The sequence below is a fragment of the Kutzneria sp. NPDC051319 genome, from assembly GCF_040682195.1.
Classification (GTDB): domain Bacteria; phylum Actinomycetota; class Actinomycetes; order Mycobacteriales; family Pseudonocardiaceae; genus Kutzneria.
Genome location: NZ_JBFBAM010000007.1, coordinates 116839 through 140257, shown reverse-complemented (window position 1 = coordinate 140257; position 23419 = coordinate 116839). Strand labels below are relative to the sequence as shown.

The following is a 23419-nucleotide window of genomic DNA, read 5'->3' as shown; positions in this document are numbered from 1 at the left end:
CCCGGCGGGCGGCCCACCACCGCGTCGTGACCGGGCTCACAGCCCGAGCCTGCCCCGGTTGCCCTACGGAAACAACCCCTCGCGCAGATACGGCAGTGGGACGGCATTGCCGCCGCAGCTGCGCGCCAGGCATGGCGTGAAGGCGTCCTTCCTACACTCCGAGTGGAGGAATGGTCCCTTCCGAACTGCTCAGCCGGTTCGGTGGATGGGGCCGGCGGAGTGGGCGAGGCGGTCGCCGCGGCCGCCCCAGCGCAGGGCGATGATCTCCGCGGCGATCGACACCGCGGTCTCCTCGGGGGTGCGGGCGCCGAGGTCGAGTCCGATGGGCGAGGACAGGCGGTCGATCTCCGCGTCGGTCAGGCCGGCCTCGCGCAGCCGGGACAGCCGGTCGTCGTGGGTGCGGCGGGAACCCATCGCCCCGACGTAGGCGATGTCCAGGCGCAGGGCCACTTCCAGCACCGGCACGTCGAACTTCGGATCGTGGGTGAGCACCGCGACCACCGTGCGGTGATCGATCTTGCCGGCCTCGGCCTGCTGCACCAGGTACCGGTGCGGCCAGTCGACGACGACCTCGTCGGCGTCGGGGAAACGGCCCTTGGTGGCGAACACCGCCCGCGCGTCGCAGACCGTGACGCGATAACCGAGGTAGGCGCCGAGGCGGACCATGGCGGCGGCGAAGTCGATCGCGCCGAACACCAGCATGCGCGGCGGCGGCTCGAAGGAGTTGATGAACACGGCCATGCCCTCGCCGCGGCGCTGCCCGTCGGGGCCGTAGTGCAGCAGCCCGCTGCGGCCGCTGGCCAGCATGCCGCGGGCGTCGTCGGTGATGGCGTCGTCCATGCGGGCGGACCCGAGATCCCCGGCCCGGCGGTCGGCCCACACCACCAGGTGCCGGCCGATCAGGGCCTCGTCGGGATGCTCGACCACGGTGGTCACGGCCACCGGCTCCTCGGCCCGCACCGAGGCGACCACATCGGCCAGCTCGGGGAAACGCTTGCCGTCCACGCGTTCCACGAAGACGTCGAGAATGCCGCCACAGGTCAGGCCGACCGCGAACGCGTCGTCGTCGGTGACGCCGTAGCGCTGCAACACCGGCCGCCCGTCGGCGATCACCTGCTGCGCCAGCTCGTACACCGCGCCCTCGACGCAGCCGCCGGACACGCTGCCGGAGACCTGGCCGTCGTCGGCGACGAGCATGGCCGCGCCGGGCTGGCGCGGGGCCGAGCGGAAGGTGGCCACGACCGTGCCGAGCGCGGTCGGACGGCCCTCCTGCCAGTTCTCGTCGACCTTGTCGAGAACGTCACGCACGCCGCACCTCCGTCAGCAGTTCGTCCAGCGTGGCCAGGCTGTGCCCGGCCAACAGCCGGTCGACGTGCGGCAACGCCGCGCGGATACCGGACTGTACCGGGGCGTAGCCCGGACGGCCGACATGCGGGTTCACCCACAGGACGGCATGCGCGAGCCGCCGCAGCCGGGCCAGTTGCTCGCCCAGCAGCGCCGCATCGCCGCGCTCCCACCCGTCCGAGAACACCACCGTGACCGCCTGCCGCGCCAGTCCGCGCTGCCCCCAGCGATCAAGAAATACCCGCAGGGTCTCCCCGAGTCGGGTGCCACCGGCGAAATCGGGCACGGCCCGGGCGGCCGCCTTGAGGGCCTGGTCCGGATCGCGCAACCGCAGCTGCCGGCTCACGCGGGTCAGTCGGGTGCCGAGCGTGAAGGCCTCGGTGCTCGGAGGAGATCTCCGGACGACGGCGTGGGCGAACCGCAGCAGGGCGTCGGAGTACGGGGTCATCGAGCCGGAGACGTCGATCAGCAGCACCAGCCGCCGCGGCCGCAAGCGCTTGCGGCGATAACGCAGACGTACCGGCTCGCCACCGGATCGCAGCAGCTCACGCAGGGTCTCGTCGGGATCGAGCCGACCCCGGCGCGACCGTCGGGTGCGGACACTGCGCCGCAGCGGCGGATCGGTCCTCAGCGTCGCCAGCAGCTCCTTCAGCGCGGCCCCGTCCAGTGCGGTGACGTCTCGTCGGCGCAGGACCTCGGTGTCGCTGGCGGCGACGTTCAGTTGCGGCACCTCGCCGTCGCCCTCGCCCGATACCGGGGCCACCAGCGGGGCGCTGACCGTGGTGCGCCGACGGGTGCGGCCGTTGCCGGTGGTCCGCGTCGGGACGTTGCCGAACCAGGCTGCGAAGGCCGCGTCGTAGTCGGGGATGTCGTCCGGCTCCGCGCACAGGCTCACCCGGCCCGCCCAGTACACCTGGCTCGGCTCCGCCACATCGACGTGGCTGAGCGCCTCCAGGTACGCCTGCACCCGCACCGGGTCCGCCCGCAGCACCGCGGCGAACCCCGCCAGTCCGGGCAGCGGGTCCGTCATCTTCGAATAATGCGACTCAGGCCAGCAACGCGTCCAATCCCTTGGCCACCACGCGGTCGGCGTCCTCCCGGTACTTCAGCACCGCGCCCAGGGTGAGCGCCGCCGCCTCCGCGTCGAGGATCGGCCGGTCCAGCGCCAGCAACGCCTGCGCCCAGTCCAGCGACTCCGCCACCCCCGGCGGCTTCAGCAGCTCGGCCGCCCGCATCCGCGAGACGGCCGTGGCGACCTGGGTCGCCAGGGCCTCGGTCAGCTCGGGCAGCCGTCGCCGCAGGATCGCGACCTCACGGGCGAGGCCCGGGTGTTCGAGCCAGTGGTAGAGGCAGCGGCGCTTGACCGCGTCGTGCACCTCGCGGGTCCGGTTCGAGGTCAGCACCACCACCGGCGGCTCGGCGGCACGGATCTCCCCCAGCTCCGGGATGCTCACCGCGTGCTCGCTGAGCACCTCCAGCAGGAACGCCTCGAACTCGTCGTCCGCACGGTCGATCTCGTCCACCAGCAGCACGCAGCCCGGCGTCTCCAGGGCCTGCAGCAGCGGCCGGGCCAGCAGGAACCGTCGGGTGTACAGCTCGGCCTCGGCGTCGTCGGTGCGCCCCCGGGCCTCCATGGCCCGCAGGTGCAGCAGCTGCCGCGGGAAGTCCCAGTCGTACAGCGCGCGGGCGGTGTCGATGCCCTCGTGGCACTGGAGGCGGATCAGGGGGGTGCCCAGGGCGTCGGCCAGGGCCTTGGCCAGGGCGGTCTTGCCGGTTCCGGGCTCGCCCTCGCAGAACAGCGGCCTGCTCATGCGCAGCGCCAGGAATGCCGCGGTGGCCAGCCCCTCGTCCGCGAGGTAGCCGACCCGGTCCAGCGCCGCGGCCAGCTCACCCGGGGTCTCCATGGCTTGAAGGGTAGGCCCATATCGGGGTCGAACCAGGGACGAACCCCGATGGCACGAGGTCGCCGCGCGGGCAGTCTTTGTGTCATGACGACGAACAACATGCTGAACGAGGCCGGCGACAAGATGAAGACCTTCCGCCGCAGCCGCGAGAACCGAATGCTGGCCGGCGTGTGCGGCGGGGCCGCCGAGCTGCTCGGCGTGGACGCCGCGATCCTGCGGGTCGCCATGGTGGTCGGCACCGTGTTCTTCGCCGGCGCCGGCGTTGTCCTCTACGCGGCGTGCTGGCTGCTGGTCCCCGAGGCGGACGACGAGTGAGTGGTGGTGTCGCCGCGCGTTCCACGCGAGGCGAGATCACACTCCGGGGGTTTGCCGAGCCATGCAGGGCCTTCGAGGGGTAGGCCCCGCATGGCTCGTATGAGCGGTACTCGGTTCTACGCCGCGTCCCGCTTGTCCACTGTGGCCACCACCCGGTTGCGGCCGGTGCGCTTGGCCCGGTACACGGCCGTGTCGGCGGCCAGCAAAAGCCGTTCCATCGTCGTGCCGCTGCTGCGGTGCACGGCGACGCCGATCGAACAGGACAGTCCGGCGATCGGCACACCTTCCTGTGGCGCCATCACGTAAAGAGCGCCGACCGTCTTGCGGATCCGTTCGGCGACAACGAGCGCGCCGGCCTCGTCGACGCCGGGCAGCAGCACTACGAACTCCTCGCCGCCGAACCGGCCGACGGCGTCGTCCGCGCGCACCTGGCCCTTCACCGCCGCGGCCACGGACTTCAGCACGGCGTCGCCGGCCAGATGCCCGTAGGTGTCGTTGACCCGCTTGAAGTGATCGAGGTCGACCATCAGCACGCCGACCGTCGCCCGCTGATCCTGCTTGGTGCGCGCCAACTCCTGCGTCGCCAGGTGGTGCCAGGTGACCGCGTTGAGCAGACCGGTCTTCACGTCGATGGTGGCCGCCGCCTCCAACTCCTTGACCAGCACGCTGCGGTGCAGCACCACGATCGGGCAGAACAGCAGCACCGTGAACAGCGGCTGGTACACCAGGGTGAGCGCGGTCAGCCCGCCGAGACAGAGCGTGGTCAACTCCAGGGCGTTGTCGTCCCAGCTGCCGAACAACTCCGTCAGCGGAGCGTTGCCCCGGTGGCGCAGGTTGATGGACACGGCCAGCAGCAGCGCGTCCACCAGCTCGAAGGTCAGCCCGCCCAGCACGCACGCCAGCGTGACGCTCAAGCTCCATTCCGGCAGCCGGTCGGTCAGCGGAATGCCGGCGACGGTGTTGGCGGCCAGGCAGGCCACGACGGCCGCGCTCGCGCCGAACACCGTGCGGTGCAGGGACACGTTGTGCAGGTGCTGCCAGATCCGCAGCCACATGTGCGAGTACAGGGCGACGCAGAGCAGGGCCACCAGCTGCGGCGGCAGCATCAGGACCGCCGGGATCAGCCAGATCGAGGTCATGTTGATGTGCGTGGAGCCGCTCATCCGGCGGCGGTCCCGCTCGATCCGCCGCGACAGCTCGGCCTGCACCATGCCCAGCGCCAGCAGGACGGTGAAGCGGATCAGGGCGACATCGGTGATCGGGCCGCGGGTGAACGAGGCCAGCGCCACGACGAGAGCGATCGCCTCCACCAGAACGGCGTAGGCGATCCAGCGTCCGGGCAGCGCCCACAGCGCGAATCCGGCCATGCGGTCTATGAGCCCGTAACGATCGACCCCTTTCGGAGAGGATCTGGACTGGCTCATACTGGACACGTCGCCCCCTTATTTCGACCGCCGTGTCCAGTGTTCAACCGGGCACGGCAGATTCGCTAGGTTCATCCGGGTGAGTTCACAACTGTGATCGGGAGGGTTCGCCATGGCCGTTACGCGAATGACACGCGACTAGCTCCTGCGGGTGTCCGCCCCTGATTCCGGTGCGGGCAGCCAGATATCCGGCCGGCTGGTGGTGGCGCGACGCCAGGCCACCGCCACCGGCGCCGCGATGAGCAGCCCGATCAGCCCAAACCAGCCCACCGCATTCGCCGCGCCGACACGGTCCGCGACCAGTCCGGCCACGAATGGGCTCAACCCCTGCGCGGCCATCATTCCCGCATATGCCAGACCCAACACCTGGGCCCGTCGAGAATCGTGCACTCCCCGAACTATCGACGCCGTTGTCTGCATGTACGTCGCGGTGCCGAATGCGCCGGCGACGATGAATAGGGCGGCCGATGCGACGAGTCCGGGATGCAGCAGGCACAGCAGCAGCGGAACGCCGGAGGCCACGCACATCAGCGCCAGTCCACGGGCCTGCGCGGTGCCCGGCACGAATCGTCCGAACACGAACGCTCCGATGACACTGCCGACCGGATCGGCGGCCAGCAACAGGCCCAAGGTGACCGTGGTGCCGCCCAGTTCGTCGTTGTAGGGCCCGGCCAGGCCTTCGTACACAATGAACATGCCGGTGAGCCAGCCGATCAGCAGCAGCGCCCGCAGACCGGGATCGTTGCGTAGCAAGGCAAAACCGCCGGGCGTGGCCCGATGTGCGGGATTGAGCGCCGCCGGCCGGGCCCGGACACCCGCGCGCAGCAGAATCGCGGAAACCAGGAACGACAAGGCATCCAGCGACAATGTCCAATAGGGCCCGATGACCGCCAGCAGCAGGCCGCCGCCGGCGAAACCGAGCACCTGGGCCGACTGGTTGGTGATGTTGCGGATCGCCATGCCGGCCAGAAAACCGTCCTGCGGCAACACATCGGCCAGCAGCGCCTGCTCGCCGGCCCGGAACGGGGCGTTCAGCAGCGACACCCCGGCCACCAGCACGCACAGCACCGGAAAGGGCATGCCGGGGATCGCCACCGGCACGATCATGGCCGCCCGCAACAGATCCGCGGTCAGCATCACCCGGCGCCGGGGCAGCCGGTCGGCCAGTCCGGACAGGAACACGCCGCCGACGAAGGACGGCACCAGCGTCAGGGCGAAGGTCAGCCCGGTCAGCGCGGCCGAGTGCGTGTTGTCGTAGACCAGGACGACCAGCGCCACGCGGGCCAGCTGGTCGCCGACCATGGACAGGCCGCCCGCGGCCCAGATCGCCCTGTACTCGGCGACCGCGAAGGCCGCCCCGAACCGTCCCGCCATCCCGCACCGCCCCCACCGTCCGTGCTGGCACGGTAGCGAGTGGTGAGCGAAACGGGTGGTGCTCGCGGGCTTTTCACCCGCGTCGCCTAACGCGGGCGGCCCGGCACTCCCGGCCGCGTCTGCCACGGGTGCGGCCCGTCCAGGGGCCGGTACTCCACGCCGATCGCGTCCAGCCTGGGCAGATGGTCCTCGGTCAGCCTGCGGGTGAAGTCGGTCAGGTCCCGGTTGCCCCGTTCGGTCCAGACCACTTCGGCGAACGCCGACAGCCGCGGGAAGGCCGCGTAGTCGACCCGCCGCGGCGAGTCGAGGTGCTCGGTCCAGACGTTGGCCTGCGCACCCAGGACCCGCTTGACGGCGTCGCCGGTCAGGTCGACCGGGATCGGGTCGTACTCGTACACGTCGGACACGGTGTGGACCATGCCGACCGGGATCGGCTCGTCACGCCGGTCGGACTCGCGGTGGTCGAGATACACCTTCTGCTCCGGGCACATCACCACGTCGAAGCCCGCGCGGGCGGCGTCCACCCCGGCCCGCTCGCCGCGCCAGGAGGCGATCACCGCACCGCCCGGCAGCGGGCCCACCTCGGCGATCTCGTCCCAGCCCATGGCGCGACGTCCATGCGTGCCAAGGTGTTCGGCGATCTGGCGGATGAACCAGCCGTGCAGCTCCGGCACCGTCTTGAGGCCACGTTGGTCGGCCTGCTCCTGCGTCCACTGCACGGTCGGAACCTCGTCGCCGCCGACGCAGATGACCTCGGACGGGAACACGTCCACCAGCTCGTCGAAGACGTGCCGGTAGAAGTCCACTGTGGAGTCCTCGGTGTTGAGCACGTTCTCGTTGACGCCCCACAGCGGCCACACCGGCAGCGGGTAGTCGAGGTTGCCCAGCTCCGGGTAGGCCGCGATGGCCGACTGGCTGTGGCCGGGAATGTCGATCTCCGGCACGACCACCACGTGCCGGCGGGCCGCGTAGGCGACGACCTCGCGGAGATCGTCCTGGGTGTAGAAACCGCCGTGCGGACGGCCGTCGGTCGCATCGTCCGTGCGGACGCCGACCCGCGAGCCCTCGCGCCAGCTGCCGATCTCCGTCAGCTTCGGGTAGCGCTTGACCTCGAACCGCCAGCCCTGGTCGTCGGTCAGGTGCAGGTGCAGGCGGTTCATCTTGTGCGCGGCCAGCAGGTCGATGAACCGCAGCAGGCCGTCCTTGGGCATGAAGTGCCTTGCCACGTCGAGCAAAGCGCCGCGGTAGCCGAAGCGGGGCCGGTCCTCCACCACGCCGCAGGGCAGCGACCACTGCCCGTTCCCGATCGGCGCGCGCCGGAACGCCTCGGGCCCCAGCAGCTGCCGGACCGACTGCGCCGCGTGGAACGCCGACTCCTCGTCCTGGGCCTCCACCAGCACGCCGTCCGGGAACACGCGGATCAGGTGGCCGTCCAGCCACGGCACGATGCGGAACCGGATCGTCGGGTCGGCCGCGGACCGCAGCGGCAGGCCCGTCGCCGCCACCAGCACCTCGCGCAGCCACGTCACCGCGGCCGGATCACCGTCCAGCGTGGTGTTCTCGTCCAGCGGCAGCCTGCCGCCGGTGGCGTCCACTCGCGACGGTCGGGGCAGCAGGGTCTCAAATCCGCGCACGCCCCGGATGCTAAGCGACGTCCTATGTCTAGACCAGTGTGCCCGCGTGCTGAATCAACTCCGCCCACTCCGTGACCGCCCTCGCGTCGACCGGGTAGTCCCAGCCGCCGGGACGCACCGCGCTGCCGACGTGGAACCGCCGCACGCCGTCGGCCCGCAGCCCGGAGACCTGTTCCGCCCTCAGCCCGCCGCCGGCCATCACGGACAGGCCGTCGGCCTCCTGCCTGGCGGCCAGCTCGCGCAGCACCGGCAGGCCGTCGGCCACGCCCTTGCCGCTGCCGGCGGCCAGCACGGTGTCGGCGCCCAGCGCCGCCACGTCCTTCCACGCCGCGAGCGGGTCGGCCGCGTGGTCCAGGGCCCGGTGGAAGGTGAACTTGCAGCCGTCGAGCTCGTCGATCACGGCCCGGCAGGTCGCGACATCGACGGCGCCGTCGACGGTGAGCCAGCCCAGCACGAACTCGGTGATGCCGACGTCCCGCAGCGCGATGGCCTCGGCCCGCAGCTGGTCGAGCGACCAGGGCGCGAACCCGGCGTCGTCGCGCAGCATGGCCCGCACGGGCAGGTCGGTGGCGGCGAGCACCCGCCGCGCGGTGGCCACGGCCGGGGTCAACCCGTCGGCGGCCATGTCGCTGACGAGCTCCAGCCGGTCGGCCCCACCCTCCTGGGCGGCGTGCGCGTCGCGGGCGTCGAGCGCGATGACTTCCAGCAGCAAGTCGGACATAGGTCTAGACCATAAGGCCAAGGGCCCCGTGATCACCACCGCCGATCAGGCAAGATCGGAAACTTCGAGAAAGTTTTCGCAACCTTGTATCTCCTGGCCGAGGCGCTGCTCCTGTCCTCATGTCCGGCCCGTTCACCCACGCCATGGGGAACGGGACGGCGGACCAGGCGCCCCACAAGCGCCGGTCGGGGGTGGCAGGACCGCCATGGGGATGACGGTTCCGCCAGGTCAGTACACGCGCGACGGGTGCCCGCACACAGGGGTGTCGGTCGGCCCGGTGTCGAGGGGGCATCGGTTCGGTCGTCGGAGAAGCGGGCGCCGGTCAGCGTGGAAGGACCCTTCACGTCAGCGGGGGTGTGAAGGGTTCGCGGGCCGGAGACGACCACGCCTGCGTCGGAAGGGGAGAACCGACGCCGGGCCGCCACAGTCGTCTCCGGCCCTTCTGCGCGTCCAGGGGTTTTCCCTCGTCCGCCGTGTTGATCACACCGTGGCGTGTATCTAGTCCGATCGTGCGATCCCTTGTTAAATCGTTGCGCTGTTCGAGGTGACTCGGCGGCACAATGAGCACGCATGGTGAACCGGGAGGGGCCGGGTCACCGTGTTGCTCCACGACAGGACGCAAGCCGCACGTGGGGAGACGGCGCGGCTGGCGTCACCGGGGAACACCAGAGGGGACGACTCATGAGCACCACGGACGACACCACGTCGACCAGCACTCCGGACGCGACCACTCTCGACCCCGCGATGCTGGACGAGGTCGAGCAGGCCCTGGCCGACGCGCAGGACGGCGGCGGCGAGACCACCGACGGCGGCATCCCGCACGCCGAGGACCACCCCGGCGGCATGGTCGCCCACGTCGGCGGCGGCGTCGCGCACCCGAACGGCGGCATTCCGCACGCCGAGACCACCAGGCCCGCCGGCGGCGGCGTCGCGCACCCCAACGGCGGCATCCCGCACGCGGAGATCGTCCGCCCGTGACGGATCGTGCTGGTGGCGGCAGCCCCGCCACCAGCACGGACACGTTGTTACCAATTCGTGAGTATCTGGCTCCGAGTTCGCCGCTCTTACCTACGTCGGGACCCGTCCGGGGGTCCGCCGGAGTGAATGGGGCGGCGGTGGCAGCACACGGAAACACGCCGGGGGGCGTGGCCGTCATCGAGCACGATTGGCCCATCTGGGTGTGGAGAACTACACCGGGTAGGGCAGGATGCAGGCACGGGGTGCGTCCCCGTGGCAGGGGGACCGGGGCGCGCCGACGTACCTCAGACCCGGAGGTGCATCGAATGGCCGTAGACACGTGGGACGGCTTGACCGGCCACGACCCGTGGGAGGGGCTGACCGGTCACGACCGCCACGCGGCGTGTCTCGTAGCGGCCAGAGCCGGCAACCGCAAAGCGCTCGACGTGCTGGTCGCCGACCTCACGCCGCTGGTCTGGCATGTCACGCGCAGCCAGGGGCTGGACAAGGTGCACGCGGAGGACGTCGTGCAGACCGTCTGGCTGGCCCTGCTGCGCCACCTCGACCGGCTGCAACAGCCCAAGGCCCTGGCCGCGTGGCTGATCGTGACGGCGCGGCGCGAGGCCCAGCGGGCCAAGACGACCGGCTTCGACCGGGAGACCCCGGTGGCGGCCGAGGACCTGGTGGACATACCGGCCCAGGTGGACGGTCCCGAGCAGCACGTGCTGCGCGACGACCGCGACCGTCGGCTGTGGGCCGCGTTCAAGCAGCTCACCGACCGCTGTCAGAAACTGCTCACGCTCACCGTGCTGTCCGGCCGGGCGCAGTACGACGCGGTCGCGGAGGCGTTGGAGATGCCCCGCGGCAGCATCGGCCCGACCCGCGGCCGCTGCCTGACCTCGCTGCGCGAGCTCCTGGACTCGGAAGGGGGCCCGCAATGAGCACTGCCGATGGTCAGCACGAGTTCGACGAGGCCGGCGTGGACATGGACAACCTCGCCGAGCAGGACCTGCTCCTGCTCGCCGAGCTCGACGTGCTGTTCGACAAGGTCGACCCGGTACCGGCCGACCTCGTCGAACGCGTCCAGTTCGCGATCGCGTTGGAGGACCTCGACGTCGAGGTCGCCCGCTGGGAGCGCGCCGAGGAGCTGGCCGGCGTCCGGGGCGCCGGCCCGAACACCGTGACGTTCACCGTGGAAGACCTGACCATCATGGTCAGCTTCGCTCCGGCCGGTGCCGGGTACCGGTTCGACGGCTGGCTGGTGCCCGGAGGACCGCACACCGTCGAGGTCCGGGTGGCCGGGCACTCGTCCACCACCGCGGAGGCCGACGAGGGCGGTCGGTTCGCGGTCGACGACGTGCCCAAGGGCACGACGCAGCTGGTGGTGCACCTGGCCAACGGAACCGGTTCCCGCCCGCGGACGATCGTGACGCCCACGCTGATGCTGTAGACGACTCGATCTTTCCCCGTACGGTGGACACCACACCTTCGGCGGGGTGTGCTGGTATGTACAAGTGCCTCCGTCGTCCACCGCCGCTGCCGCGCGCCCACGCGCCGTTGTGGCCGTGCTGGAGCGGGTGGCGAAGCTGCACGCCGGCGCGCACCGGACGGCTCTGTCGCAGCAGTACGCCGAGGCATCCCGGCTGCACCGCCGGGCGCTGAAGCTGCTGGACCGGGTGCCCGCTCAAGATCAGGAGCAGCAGCGGCTGCGGGTCCGCGTGCTCAGCTCCCTGGCGCACACCGACGCCGAGGCGTACGGGCTGCGTGAGGGCATGCCCTCGCTCCAACTGGCCGGCCGGCTGGTGTCGTCGATGCCGACCGGCTCGCCGCGCATGGTGCTGGAAGGCCTGATCGAGCGGCAGCGCGGCAACCTGCTGTGGCGGGCCGGCCGGCTGCCCGAGGCCCTCGTCGTGCTGGACAAGGCCGTCGTCGCCACCGACAAGGCGCTGGCCTCCGGCGCGCCCGTCGAGAACGGCCTGATCAGCGCCCTGACCGCGCGCGCCCTGGTCAACAGCGCCATGGGCAACCCGCACTCGGCCGGCGACGACCTGCGCCGCTGCCTGTGGCTCGGGCACACCTACCACTCGCCGCTGACGTTGGCGATCACCACCAACAACCTCGGCGAGATGCACTACCGCATGGGCGATGCCCCCACGGCGCTGCGCTACTACGAGGAAGCCGAGCGGCTGATGGCGCGCGTGGCGCCCACGGCCGTGCCGAAGGTGCGGTCCGACCGAGCGCAGGTGCTGCTGTACGCCGGGTTGGCCGAGGAGGCCGCCAACGCGCTGGACGAGGCCTTCGGCAGCCTGCGTGAACAGGGCGGCAACCGGGACCTGGCCGAGGCCGAGACATTGCGGGCCGCCGCCGCCGTGATGGAGGGCGACTACGCCACCGCCCGGTCGTTCGCCCAGCTGGCCCGGCGTCGCTACCTGCGGCAGGAACGGCCGGCCATGGCCTGGCTGGCCTCGTTGACCGGGCTGCACGCCGCCGTCGGGGCCGCGATGAGGACCCCTCGCAAGCCGTCGAAGACGTTGGTGCGGCGGGCCTTGGAGCTGTCCGAGGGGCTCAGCGGCGTCGCGCAGGCCGACGAGTCCGCCGTCGCCAAGCTGCTCGCCGTGCGCCTCCAGCTGCGGCGGGGCGAGGTGTCCGACGCCGCCCGCCTGCTGGCCGAGGTGCCTGCGCCGCGGCGGTTCACCTCCATCGACCACCGCATGCTGCGCCGGCTGGCCCGGGCCGAGGTGGCCGTGGCCACCGGCGACCGGCGCACCGCGTTCAGCCAGGCCCGCGCCGGCTTCACCGAGCTGGGTCGCACCCGTGACCGTATGGGCGGGTTGGAGCTGGTGAGCGGCACCGCCGTGCATGGGCGTGAGCTCGGCGTGCTGGCCGTGCGGCTCGTGCTGGACGGCAACCGCTCCACCGCCGACGCCCGACGGCTGTTCGACTGGTTGGAGCGGACCCGGGCACAGGTGTACCGGTACGAGCCGCAACCGTCCATCGACGATCCCGAGCTGGCCGACCGGATCACCGAGATCCGCGGACTGACCCGGGCCATGCAGCTGGCCAAGGCCGAGGGCCGCCGGGTCCGGGAGATGGCCGCCCGGCACGCCGCGCTCCAGCAGGAGGTCACCCGGCTCGGCTGGCAGACCACCGTGTGGGGCCGTCCCCGCCCCGTCGCCGACCTGGCCGAGGTGGGCAAGCGCCTCGAAGACCGAGCCATGATCAGCTTCGCCGCCGTCGACGACGTGCTGGTCGCCGTGGTCATCGTCGACGGCCGGCCCCGGCTCGTGCGCCTCGGCAGCGTCGCCGACGCCCGCCAGGCCGCCAAGATGTTCCACGCCGACCTCGACGCCCTGGCCCCCGACCACCTGTCGTCGGCCCTCGTCGAGGTCGTTTCCGCCTCCGCCCGCCGCCGCGCCCAGTTCCTCGACGACCAGCTCCTGCGGCCGTTGGCCTCGATCATCGGCGACCGTGAGCTCGTCGTCGTGCCCACCGGGCCCCTCTACCCCATCGCCTGGGGCGCCCTGCCGTCGCTTCGGGGCCGGCCCGTCGTCGTCGCGCCCTCCGCCACCGCCTGGCTGTCCGCCTCCGCCGACCAGCAGCTCCCCGGCACCGGCCGCTCGGTTCTGGTCGGCGGCCCCGACCTGCCCGCCGCCGTCGGCGAGGTCGCCCAGCTCACCCGTTACCTGCCCGGGGCCCAGGTGCTCGACGGCTCCTCCGCCACCGTCGAAGCCGTGCTGGAGGCCCTCGACGGCGCCCAGCTCGCCCACATCGCCGCCCACGGCATGCACGAGCCCGGCAACGCCCTGTTCTCCCGTCTCGACCTGGTCGACGGCGGCCTCTTCGCCCACGAGACCGCCCGGTTGCAACGCCCGCCCGAGCAGGTCGTCCTCGCCGCCTGCGAGCTCGCCATGACCCGCATCCGCCCCGGCGACGAGGCCCTCGGCTTCGCCGGCGCGTTGCTGGCCACCGGCGTCCGCACCGTCACCGCCGCCGTCTCCCGCGTCGGCGACCACACCGCCGCCGAGAGCATGGCCTTCTACCACCGCCGCGTCGCTGAAGGCGCCCGCCCCGCCGTCGCCCTGGCCGACGCCACCGCCGCCGACCCCTTCCGCCGCCCCTTCATCTGCCTGGGCGCCAGCAACTAACCACCGCGAGTCCCGCTCTCGGGCAGCCATGTGTTGAGTTCATGCGTGCCCGAGAGCGGGACTCGCGGTAGCGGCAGCCTGCCTCGGTGACGCCGCCGCGGGCGGATTCATGCCATCGACGATCGTCAAGATCCGGTTTGAGGCTGCCGACGAACGCACCGTCGCGCCGGCCGTCCACCGTGGCCCACAGGACTGCCCGCCCAGTAGCACGCGTGGCCTGGCGGCTCCGCCCACCCGATCTCTCCGTCGGCCCGCACAGTCGCCGACGGACTGGCCTGACTCCGCCGCTGAATCTCTGCCTGAAACCGTATTTCGGTGTGCCGGAGAGCGTGACTCGCGGGGGCGTCAGAGGGTGCGGGAGTTGGCGTAGGCGGCTAGGGCGGCTAGTTGGGCGGGGTCCAGGGAGGGGCGGACGGCGGTGCGGGCCTTGGCGAGGTGGGCGGCGGTGACCTCGGCCGCCGACAGGGACTCCCGCATGGCGGTCAGCGCGGCCTCCCGGACCAGGCCGGCGCAGTCGGCGGCGGAGTAGCCGTCCAACTCCTCGGCCAGGGCCGCCAGATCCACGTCGGCGGCCAGCGGCATGTTGCGTGACGACGAGCGCAGGATTTCGGCCCGAGCGTCGGCGTCCGGCGGCGGCACGTAGATCACGCGCTCCAGGCGGCCCGGCCGCAACAGGGCCGGGTCGAGCAGCTCGGGGCGGTTGGTCGCGCCGACGACGATCACGTCCCGCAGCGGCTCCACGCCGTCCAGCTCGGTCAGCAGCGCGGCCACGACCCGGTCGGCGACGCCGGAGTCGGAGGACTGGCCCCGGCGCGGCGCAAGGGCGTCGACCTCGTCCAGGAACACCATGGTCGGCGAGGCCTCGGCGGCGCGGCGGAACAGCTCCCGCACGGCCCGCTCGGACTCGCCGACGAACTTGTCCATCAGCTCCGCGCCCTTGACCGACAGCACATTCAGCCGCCCGCTGCCGGCCAGCGCCCGCACCAGGAACGTCTTGCCGCAGCCGGGCGGCCCGTACATCAGCACCCCGCGCGGCGGCTGAACTCCCAGGCGCGCAAAGGAATCCGGGTACTGCAACGGCCACAGCACGGCCTCGGTCAAAGCCTGCTTGACGTCCTTCATGTCGCCGACGTCGTCCAGCGTCAGGCCGCCGGTCTGCAATGTGTCCGAAGTGGACATAGAGATCGGGCGCACGGTCTCCAACGCGCCCAACAGGTCCTGCTGGCTGACCTGGAGCACACCCTCTGAGTGCCGCATGGCCGCCCGCAGTGCGGCCTCGCGCCGTAGCGCGGCCAGGTCGGCGGCGACAAAGCCGGGCGTACGGTCGGCGACCGCGCCGAGGTCCACATCGGACTCCACCGGCACCTCGCGCAGCAGCACCCGCAGCAACTCCACGCGAACCTTGCTGTCCGGCAAGGGAAGCGAGAGCGAGCGGTCCACGAGCTCCGGCGCGCGCAAACGGGGGTCGATGGCCTCCGGGTGCGCGCTGGTCACGGCCAGGGCCAGGCCTTCGGTGCGGACGGCCGCGCGCAGTGTGTCCAGCACGATCGTCGCCACCGGCGGCGGAGTGGTCGGCAGCAGCGCGTCAATATCGGAGATCAACAGGATGGAATGCTTGGCGGTCTTGGTTATCGCCGCCGACAGCTGCTTGGCCGCGGCGTTCGCCTCCAGCGCGGCGATGCTCGGCGCGGACAGCTCCACGACCGAGGCGCCGACGCTCTGCGCCACGGCCCGCACAAGGGTCGCCTTGCCGACGCCCTCGGGGCCGCTGATCAGCACGCCCAGCTGCGCCGACGCACCGAGCTGGGCCAGCAGCTCCGGCCGGTGGAAGGTCAGGTCGAGCCACTCCGTCAACAGCTTGGCCTGGTCCTGCTGGCCGACCAGGTCCGCGATCGGCACCGGCGGAACCTCGGGCAGCTCGACCGGAACCTCCACGGGCTTCGGCTCCGGCTCGACCACGACCTCCATGCCACGCCAGGTCAACACGCTGCTCGGGCCGATCGTCACCGGCCCCGGCGGCTGCGTGGCCGTCACGGTGATCAGCTCGTTGGTCCAGGTGGTGCCGATGGCCAGCGACAGCTGCCGCCGCGCCTGCGAGACGTCCGAGCCGGGCGGCGGGGCCAGGTCCTGCGGCAGCAGCGACACCGCGTCACCCGTGGTCAGGACCTTGCCGGTCAGCGCGAGCCGCAACGTGTCCGGGTGCACCGAGGCCGAGGCCAGCCGGGAGCCGGACACCACGATCGACCGCGCCGCCGACACCTCGACCGGCGCGACGGCGATCTCCGAGCCCTCGACGATGCCCAGATTGGACAGCGTCACGTCGTCGACGAAAACGATGCCGTGCGGGGTCTCGCCGTCGTGGGCCGCGGCCAGCGCGGCGCTGACGCGGGCCCCGGTCAGCTTCACCGCGTCCCACTGACGCAGGCCCAACGCGTCGAGCACCTCGGGATGCAGGCGGACGACACCTCGCCGGGTGTCCAACGCGGACGGGGACAGCCGGGCGGTCAGCGAGATCACGGCGCCAGCTTAGCCACGGCGAGCGTGACTCAGCGGCGTTCCTGGCGGCGAAGCCCCAGCTGACGCCAGCCCCGGCGGCGGGTGCCGTCGCCGTTGCCGTTGGTGGTCGAGTCGGTGCGCCGGGGCAGCCGAACCTGGCTGATCCGGCTGGCCGCGCCGGCCACCCGGCGGCGCAGCGGCGGCCGCAGCCCGAACCGGCGGGCGGCGCTGCCGGCACGGCGGATGGCCCGCCGCTCCCGCGACGGCACCGACCAGGCCTCGGGGTGCCGGGCCAGCCAGTAGTAGCGGTAGACCGAGTACGGGATGTGCCCCAGGTAGATCAGCATCGCCGCGACCAGCGCCCACAGCGGGTACAGCAGCACGGTCGCGGCCACCAGCACCACGCCGACCAGCAGCGGGGCCACGATCCGCGGCGGCACCTTGATCGTCTTCAGGGACAGCGTCGGCACCCGGCTGATCATCAGCGCGGCCACGATCACCGTCCAGATCGCCACGACGATCGGCGAGGTCCAGAAGCCGTTGCCGGCGGCCAGCCACAGCACGATCGGCAGCAGGGCGAGCAACGCGCCCGGCGGGGCCGGCACGCCGACGAAGAACTCCTTGGTGAACGGCGGCTTCTCGGTGTCCTCCAGCAGCGTGTTGAACCGCGCCAGCCGCAGCACCATGCACGCCGCGAAGATCAGCGAGACGATCCACAGCCCGTTGTCGGAGCCGTGGGCCCAGATGTAGAGCATCAGCGCCGGCGAGACACCGAAGGAGATGGCGTCGGCCAGCGAGTCCAGCTCGGCGCCCATCTTGCTGGTGGCGTCCAGCAGCCGGGCGATCCGGCCGTCGAGGCTGTCCAGGATCGCCGCCGCGCCGATCGCGCCGATCGCCACCGCGTAGTTGTTGGTGAGGGCGAACTGCACGCCGGACAGGCCGGCGCACATGGCCAGCACCGTGATGGCGTTGGGCAGCAGCCGCACACCGGGCCCCGAAGGCATGGTGGTCAGCCCCCGAGTTCGGCGAGCACGGTCTCGCCGCCGATGGTGCGCTGCCCCGGCTCGACCAGCACCTTGCTGCCCAGCGGCACGTAGAGGTCGACCCGCGAGCCGAACCGGATCAGGCCGTAGGTGCGGCCGGCGACGGCCGGCTCGCCTGCCTTGACCTCGCACACGATGCGACGCGCGACCAGGCCGGCGATCTGCACCACGACCAGGTCCTTGCCGTCCTCGGTGCGGATGGCCAGCGAGTTGCGCTCGTTGTCCTCGGACGCCTTGTCCAGGTCGGCCGACAGGAACTTGCCCGGGCGGTAGTGCGCGGCGGTGATCTCGCCGGTGGCCGGCAGCCGCTGCACGTGCACGTCGAAGATGTTGAGGAAGGTGCTGATCCGCAGCATCCGCCCGAACGGAAGGCCGAGCTCGGCCGGCGGCTCCGCCTCCAGGACGTCGGCGACCGTGCCGTCGGCCGCGGCGACCGCGATGTTCGGGCGGGTCGGCGTCACCCGGGCCGGCTCACGGAAGAACCAGGCGGCCCAGGCCGTGGCCACGAAGCCGAGGAAGCCCAGCCGGCGGTTGATCAGCCGCAGCACGAGCGCGCCCACGGCGAAGCCGGCCACGATCGGCCGGCCGCCCGGGTGCATCGGCGGCACGGTCTTGCGGGCCAGGTCCAGGAAGTGGCTGGCGGAGAACCCGGCGGGTTCGGGCGAGTTGGCGTTCATCGCGCCACACGATAGGGCACCCGCCGCGGCTGCCTTTCGCGCGTCACCGGGTGCGCTACTGACGGCCGCCCCGCCCGGCGCCGCGCAGCAGGCTCAGCAGCGCCAGCAGGATCACCGCCCCGACCAGCGCGATGCCGAAACTGGTGAAGTTCCAGCCGAAGTCCTGCGGATGCCCGGTGGCCAGCTGGTACAGCCAGCCGCCGAGAAACGCGCCGGCCACGCCGACCAGGATGCTGACGATGCAGCCCTGCGGCCGGCGGTCGCGACCGCCGACGACGAGGTTGGCCGCCCAGCCCACGATCGCGCCCAGCACGATCCATCCGATGAGTCCCACGACACGACTCTACGCATCGAGTCCGACAACGGTGACGAGATCGCCCGCCGCCACCTCGCTGACCCCCTCCGGCACGACGACCAGGCAGTTCGCCACGGCCAGCGCGCTGAGCAGGTGCGAGCCGGGGCCGCCGGCCAGCTCGACCGTGCCGGCGGCGTGGTCGAGCACACCGCGGCGGAACTGGCGGCGTCCGGGCGGCGAGTGCAGGGCCTGGGCGATCACGGCGGTCCGGGTCGGCCGCTGGACCACCGCGTGCCCCATGGCCGAGCGCAGCGCCGGCCGCAGGAACACCTCGAACGACACCTGGGCGCTGACCGGGTTGCCCGGCAGGGTCACCACCGGCACGCCCCGGTAGTTGCCGGCGCCCTGCGGCATGCCCGGCTGCATGGCCACCTTGCGGAACTCCACGCCGTTGCCGGTGAAGGCGTCCTTCACCACTTCATAGGCGCCGGCGCTGACGCCACCGGAGGTGACGATCAGGTCGGCCGAGTCCAGCCGGTCGGCCAGCGCCTGGTGGAAGGCGTCGACGTCGTCCGGCACGAAGCTCAGCACCTCGGCCAGCGCGCCCACCGAACGGATGGCCGCGGCCAGCATCACGCCGTTGGACTCGTAGATCTGGCCGGGCAGCAACGGATTCCCGGCCGCGACCAGTTCGGATCCGGTGGACAGCACCAGCACCCGAGGCCGCCGCCGCACCGGCAGCTCGCCCGCGCCGACCGCGGCCGCCAGGCCCAGCTGCGCCGGCCCGAGCTCCGCGCCCGCGCGCAGCACCACGTCGCCGACCTTGACGTCCTCGCCGGCCCGGCGGATGTGCAGGCCCGGCTCGACCTCGCCGTTGATCAACACCCGCTCGACGCCGCCGTCGGTCAGCTCGACCTGGACGACGGCGTCCGCGCCCGGCGGCACCGGGGCCCCGGTCATGATGCGCTGCGCCGTGCCGGGCATGAGCTCGGTCGATTCGGTCTTTCCGGCGGGGATGTCGTCGGTTACTGGGAGTTCGACCGGGGCATCCCTGATGTCTCGCGCCCGAACGGCGTAACCGTCCATCGCCGAATTGTCGAACGGTGGCAGCGCCACCGGAGAGTGAAGGTCCTCGGCGATGGCGAGACCGAGACAGTCCGCGACCGGAATGCGTTCGACCGGCGTATTGCCGACCAGCCCCAACACGGTCGAAAGGTGTTCGTCGACGGTCGCCAACCGGCTAGCTGAAGTGGACACGGCCCCCATCCTCCCGCATACCGGCCGGTGACGGCGGTACCGCCGTTCGAGTCATCGGAAATTGCTGTGCGGCAACGATTCTGGCGCATGAAGAGCACCCGACAAGCAGATGGCGAGCCGCCTGCTCGCCGCTAACGTTGTCGTGAGATCCATTCGGCGCCCCCAGCGCCGTGCGCCACATCTCAAGGAGGACGCCGTGGCAGTCGGCACGGTCAAGTGGTTCAACTCGGAAAAGGGTTACGGGTTCATCGCTCAGGACAGTGGTCAGGATGTGTTCGTCCACTACTCGGCGATTCAGATGGACGGATTCAGGGCACTGGCCGAGGGCGACCGGGTTGAGTTCGAGGTCCAGGCCGGCCGTGACGGCCGCAGCCAGGCCGCGGACGTCCGCAAGGTCTGATCTGACGAAGTCGAAGCAACGTTGAACGGCGGCGGCCCGCGCGGCCGCCGCCGTTTTCCCACCAACCGGCCGCGAGGCGAGATTCGCGGACGTTAGGCTGACCTGGTGTCGGACGACTTGACCGGTAAGCGCCTGGGCCACTACCGCATCGACGCGGTGCTGGGCCGAGGCGGCATGAGCGTCATGTACCGCGCCACGGACATGAGGCTGGGCCGCAAGGTCGCGCTGAAGGTCATCTCCGAGCACCTGACCGAGGACCCGGAGTTCCGGGAGCGCTTCGTCGACGAGGCGCGCAACACCGCGGCCATCGACCACTCCAACGTCGTGCCGCTGTACGACTTCGGTGAGCTGGACGGCCTGCTCTACATCGCCATGCGGCTGGTCGACGGGTCCGACCTGGCCAGCTTGATCAAGGACGGGCCGCTGACGCCCTCGCGCGCCCTCATCCTGGTCAGCCAGGCCGGCGAGGCGCTGGACATGCTGGCCGGGCGCGGCCTGGTGCACCTGGACGTCAAGCCGGCCAACATGCTGGTCACCAGCCGCGAGTCCGCGGGCGAGCACGTCTACCTGGCCGACTTCGGCCTGACCAGGCGCGGCGCCACCGGCCACCGCACCCGTGGCGGCGACTTCCTCGGCTCGCCCACCTACGCGGCGCCCGAGCACCTGCGGGGCGAGCCCGTCGACGGCCGCACCGACCTCTACTCACTGGCCTGCGTGCTGTTCGCCTGCCTCACCGGCCGCCCGCCGTTCCAGGGCACCGTGTCCGAGGTCATCCAGGGCCACCTGGGCAGCCAGCCGCCGTCGGTGACCACGCTGGTGAGCCTGCCGGCCGGCATCGACGACGTGATCCGCAAGGGCATGGCCAAGGACCCCAAGCAGCGCTACGCCAACTGCCGCGAGCTGGTCGCCGCCGCGCGGTCGGCGCTCGTGACCGTCTCGCAGCCGGGCGTGCCCGCGCCGCCGCCCGTGACCCAGCAGCCGACCCTGCGCACCGAGCCGGCCAGCGGCCCGGTCCCGGTGCAGGCCGTCGCCCAGGCGCACGGCCCCGCCTCGCAGCCGTTCCCCAGCCAGCAGCCCGGGCCCATGCAGCCGCGGCCGTACCAGCATCAGGGCCCGGCGCAGCCGCAGTACGGCTACGCGCAGGCCGGTGACCAGCCGATCCGGCTGCGGCCGCCGACGCCGATCAACAACACCGCCTTCCGCGAGGACGGCGGCGCCGCCCGCTGGGCGGTGCCCGTCCTGGCCGGAACCGCGCTGCTCGTGATCCTTGTGGTGTTCATCGTCTGGATCACTGCCTGAGGCCGCCTTGCTTGCACTCGGCCTCCGCGAGTGCTAAACACGAACTAGCACTCGGGCACTGCGAGTGCCAACACGTTAGGTCGGGACGGTGAGGCCGTCGGGGAGATCCCCGGCAGTCGTCCGTCGCGGGCACCGAGCCGGCCGAGCACCGTGTCATCCATAAGCCGGAGGACCACACCGCAATGGCCAAGATGATCGCGTTCGACGAGGACGCCCGCCGCGGTCTCGAGCGCGGGATGAACATCCTCGCTGACGCCGTCAAGGTGACGCTCGGCCCCAAGGGTCGCAACGTCGTGCTGGAGAAGAAGTGGGGCGCCCCCACCATCACCAACGATGGTGTCTCCATCGCCAAGGAGATCGAGCTCGAGGACCCGTGGGAGAAGATCGGGGCCGAGCTCGTCAAGGAGGTCGCCAAGAAGACCGACGACGTCGCGGGTGACGGCACCACCACCGCCACCGTGCTCGCCCAGGCGCTGGTGCGCGAGGGCCTGCGCAACGTCGCGGCCGGCGCCAACCCGCTCGGTCTCAAGCGCGGCATCGAGAAGGCCGTCGAGGCCGTCGCCGAGCAGCTGCTCAAGACCGCCAAGGAGATCGAGACGAAGGAGCAGATCGCTGCTACCGCGTCCATCTCCGCCGCCGACTCCACGATCGGCGAGCTCATCGCCGAGGCGATGGACAAGGTCGGCAAGGAAGGTGTCATCACCGTCGAGGAGAGCAACACCCTCGGGCTCGAGCTGGAGCTCACCGAGGGCATGCGCTTCGACAAGGGGTACATCTCCGGTTACTTCGTGACCGACGCCGAGCGTCAGGAAGCGGTCCTCGAGGACCCGTACATCCTGCTGTTCGGCTCCAAGATCGCGTCCGTCAAGGACCTGCTGCCGCTGCTGGAGAAGGTCATCCAGTCCGGCAAGCCGCTGCTGATCATCTCCGAGGACGTCGAGGGCGAGGCCCTCGCGACCCTGGTGGTCAACAAGATCCGTGGCACCTTCAAGTCCGTCGCCGTCAAGGCCCCGGGCTTCGGCGACCGCCGCAAGGCCATCCTGCAGGACATCGCCACCCTCACCGGTGGCCAGGTCATCTCCGAGGACGTGGGCCTCAAGCTGGAGAACGCCGACCTGACCCTGCTGGGCAAGGCGCGCAAGGTCGTGGTGACCAAGGACGAGACCACGATCGTCGAGGGCTCCGGCGACGCCGAGCAGATCCAGGGTCGCGTCAAGCAGATCCGCGCCGAGATCGAGAAGTCGGACTCGGACTACGACCGTGAGAAGCTGCAGGAGCGGCTGGCCAAGCTGGCCGGCGGCGTTGCGGTGATCAAGGCCGGCGCCGCCACCGAGGTGGAGCTCAAGGAGCGCAAGCACCGCATCGAGGACGCGGTGCGCAACGCCAAGGCCGCCGTCGAGGAGGGCATCGTCGCCGGTGGTGGCGTGGCCCTGCTGCAGGCCGCCGAGGCCGCGTTCGCCAGCCTCAACCTCACCGGTGACGAGGCGACCGGCGCGAACATCGTCAAGGTCGCCGTCGAGGCGCCCCTGAAGCAGATCGCCGTCAACGCCGGCCTCGAGGGTGGCGTTGTGGTGGAGAAGGTCAAGGGCCTCAAGCCCGGCGAGGGCCTCGACGCCGCCACCGGCGAGTACAAGGACCTGGTCGCCGCCGGCATCATCGACCCCGCCAAGGTGACCCGCTCCGCGCTGCAGAACGCCGCGTCGATCGCCGCGCTGTTCCTCACCACCGAGGCTGTCGTCGCCGACAAGCCCGAGAAGAACCCGGCCCCGGCCGGCGCCCCCGACGCCGGCGGCATGGACTTCTGAGTCCAGCCCCGCCAGCTGAGGCACAAAGCCCGGCCCCGCTCCGCGGGGCCGGGCTTTCCCTTTGCCCCCCGCGAGTCCCGCTCTCCGACACACCGAAATACGGTTTCAGGCAGAGGTTCATCGGCAGGTTGGCTCCGCCGTTGTGTCCGAAAGCGACACTCGGCGCACAGGTCATCGACTACACCGTCGACGATTATGCGGGCCGCCTGGAGAGCGGTGGGCGAAGCCGTCAGGCCACGCGCGCTACGGGGCGGGTAACCCGGCGGCGCGGGGTGGGTCGCCTTCACCACGGCCATCTCCCGCAGCCGCGCCCCGAACCCGACGCGGAG

Annotated in this window: 20 protein-coding genes; 8 read left to right on the top strand and 12 right to left on the bottom strand. The window is 71.6% G+C overall.

Annotation, left to right across the window (positions count from 1 at the left end; translation table 11 throughout):
* Nucleotides 1-189: 189 nt before the first annotated feature.
* The 3 genes from AB0M73_RS09155 to AB0M73_RS09145 are packed head-to-tail and all read right to left on the bottom strand — an operon-like array spanning nt 190 to nt 3248.
* Nucleotides 190-1308, bottom strand: coding sequence for an XdhC/CoxI family protein (locus AB0M73_RS09155; protein WP_363888861.1), 1119 nt, complete (start codon nt 1306-1308; stop codon nt 190-192).
* A complete protein-coding gene (locus AB0M73_RS09150) occupies nt 1301-2374 on the bottom strand; it encodes a VWA domain-containing protein (protein ID WP_363888859.1) in 1074 nt (357 codons plus the stop codon). Before AB0M73_RS09150 ends, AB0M73_RS09155 begins: the two co-directional genes overlap by 8 nt.
* Nucleotides 2375-2390: 16 nt before the next feature.
* Complete coding sequence (locus AB0M73_RS09145) at nt 2391-3248, bottom strand: MoxR family ATPase (protein WP_363888856.1); 858 nt, start codon at nt 3246-3248, stop codon at nt 2391-2393.
* 84 nt (nt 3249-3332) lie between these two features.
* On the opposite strand from AB0M73_RS09145, the gene AB0M73_RS09140 reads away from it, so the two are divergent.
* Nucleotides 3333-3563: a PspC domain-containing protein gene (locus tag AB0M73_RS09140; RefSeq protein ID WP_363888853.1), complete on the top strand. Its 231-nt coding sequence runs from the start codon at nt 3333-3335 to the stop codon at nt 3561-3563.
* A 116-nt stretch (nt 3564-3679) separates the two neighbouring features.
* Here AB0M73_RS09140 and AB0M73_RS09135 read toward each other — a convergent pair whose 3' ends face one another.
* From AB0M73_RS09135 to AB0M73_RS09120, 4 genes are all read right to left on the bottom strand, one after another.
* Complete coding sequence (locus AB0M73_RS09135; protein ID WP_363888850.1) at nt 3680-4930, bottom strand: GGDEF domain-containing protein; 1251 nt, start codon at nt 4928-4930, stop codon at nt 3680-3682.
* Nucleotides 4931-5125: 195 nt separating this feature from the next.
* Nucleotides 5126-6361 (bottom strand): MFS transporter, encoded by a 1236-nt coding sequence (locus AB0M73_RS09130; RefSeq protein WP_363888847.1) that lies wholly within the window; start codon nt 6359-6361, stop codon nt 5126-5128.
* An 86-nt stretch (nt 6362-6447) separates the two neighbouring features.
* Entirely contained in the window at nt 6448-7995 is a 1548-nt protein-coding gene (locus AB0M73_RS09125) for a beta-N-acetylhexosaminidase (RefSeq protein WP_363888845.1), read from the bottom strand.
* Nucleotides 7996-8023: 28 nt separating this feature from the next.
* Nucleotides 8024-8716, bottom strand: a complete 693-nt coding sequence (locus tag AB0M73_RS09120; RefSeq protein WP_363888843.1) for a copper homeostasis protein CutC — start codon at nt 8714-8716, stop codon at nt 8024-8026.
* Between the two features lie 681 nt (nt 8717-9397).
* Here AB0M73_RS09120 and AB0M73_RS09115 point away from each other — a divergent pair.
* The 4 genes from AB0M73_RS09115 to AB0M73_RS09100 all read left to right on the top strand — a co-directional run bounded on the left by AB0M73_RS09115 (nt 9398) and on the right by AB0M73_RS09100 (nt 13818).
* On the top strand, nt 9398-9694 hold the full coding sequence (locus AB0M73_RS09115) for a hypothetical protein (protein WP_363888841.1): 297 nt from the start codon (nt 9398-9400) through the stop codon (nt 9692-9694).
* A 305-nt stretch (nt 9695-9999) separates the two neighbouring features.
* A complete protein-coding gene (locus tag AB0M73_RS09110) occupies nt 10000-10614 on the top strand; it encodes a sigma-70 family RNA polymerase sigma factor (protein WP_363888838.1) in 615 nt (204 codons plus the stop codon).
* Between the two features lie 44 nt (nt 10615-10658).
* The gene (locus tag AB0M73_RS09105; protein ID WP_363889155.1) at nt 10659-11123 is read left to right on the top strand and encodes a carboxypeptidase regulatory-like domain-containing protein; all 465 of its coding nucleotides are present in this window, start codon (nt 10659-10661) and stop codon (nt 11121-11123) included.
* A gap of 64 nt (nt 11124-11187) precedes the next feature.
* Complete coding sequence (locus tag AB0M73_RS09100) at nt 11188-13818, top strand: CHAT domain-containing tetratricopeptide repeat protein (RefSeq protein WP_363888835.1); 2631 nt, start codon at nt 11188-11190, stop codon at nt 13816-13818.
* A 345-nt stretch (nt 13819-14163) separates the two neighbouring features.
* On the opposite strand, the gene AB0M73_RS09095 is transcribed toward AB0M73_RS09100, so the two are convergent.
* From AB0M73_RS09095 to glp, 5 genes are read right to left on the bottom strand one after another with little or no spacing between them, the layout of a single operon-like run.
* Nucleotides 14164-16335 (bottom strand): AAA family ATPase, encoded by a 2172-nt coding sequence (locus AB0M73_RS09095; RefSeq protein ID WP_363888832.1) that lies wholly within the window; start codon nt 16333-16335, stop codon nt 14164-14166.
* A gap of 29 nt (nt 16336-16364) precedes the next feature.
* Nucleotides 16365-17318, bottom strand: a complete 954-nt coding sequence (gene pssA, locus AB0M73_RS09090) for a CDP-diacylglycerol--serine O-phosphatidyltransferase (protein ID WP_043719673.1) — start codon at nt 17316-17318, stop codon at nt 16365-16367.
* A 5-nt stretch (nt 17319-17323) separates the two neighbouring features.
* Nucleotides 17324-18034, bottom strand: a complete 711-nt coding sequence (locus AB0M73_RS09085; protein WP_363888829.1) for a phosphatidylserine decarboxylase — start codon at nt 18032-18034, stop codon at nt 17324-17326.
* Between the two features lie 55 nt (nt 18035-18089).
* On the bottom strand, nt 18090-18368 hold the full coding sequence (locus AB0M73_RS09080) for a GlsB/YeaQ/YmgE family stress response membrane protein (protein ID WP_043719679.1): 279 nt from the start codon (nt 18366-18368) through the stop codon (nt 18090-18092).
* A gap of 9 nt (nt 18369-18377) precedes the next feature.
* Nucleotides 18378-19565: a gephyrin-like molybdotransferase Glp gene (gene glp / locus AB0M73_RS09075; RefSeq protein ID WP_363889152.1), complete on the bottom strand. Its 1188-nt coding sequence runs from the start codon at nt 19563-19565 to the stop codon at nt 18378-18380.
* Between the two features lie 217 nt (nt 19566-19782).
* On the opposite strand from glp, the gene AB0M73_RS09070 reads away from it, so the two are divergent.
* The 3 genes from AB0M73_RS09070 to groL all read left to right on the top strand — a co-directional run bounded on the left by AB0M73_RS09070 (nt 19783) and on the right by groL (nt 23090).
* A complete protein-coding gene (locus AB0M73_RS09070) occupies nt 19783-19986 on the top strand; it encodes a cold-shock protein (RefSeq protein ID WP_025354171.1) in 204 nt (67 codons plus the stop codon).
* 105 nt (nt 19987-20091) lie between these two features.
* On the top strand, nt 20092-21285 hold the full coding sequence (locus AB0M73_RS09065; protein ID WP_363888825.1) for a protein kinase: 1194 nt from the start codon (nt 20092-20094) through the stop codon (nt 21283-21285).
* A 182-nt stretch (nt 21286-21467) separates the two neighbouring features.
* Complete coding sequence (gene groL, locus AB0M73_RS09060; RefSeq protein WP_043719687.1) at nt 21468-23090, top strand: chaperonin GroEL; 1623 nt, start codon at nt 21468-21470, stop codon at nt 23088-23090.
* Nucleotides 23091-23419 lie beyond the last annotated feature (329 nt).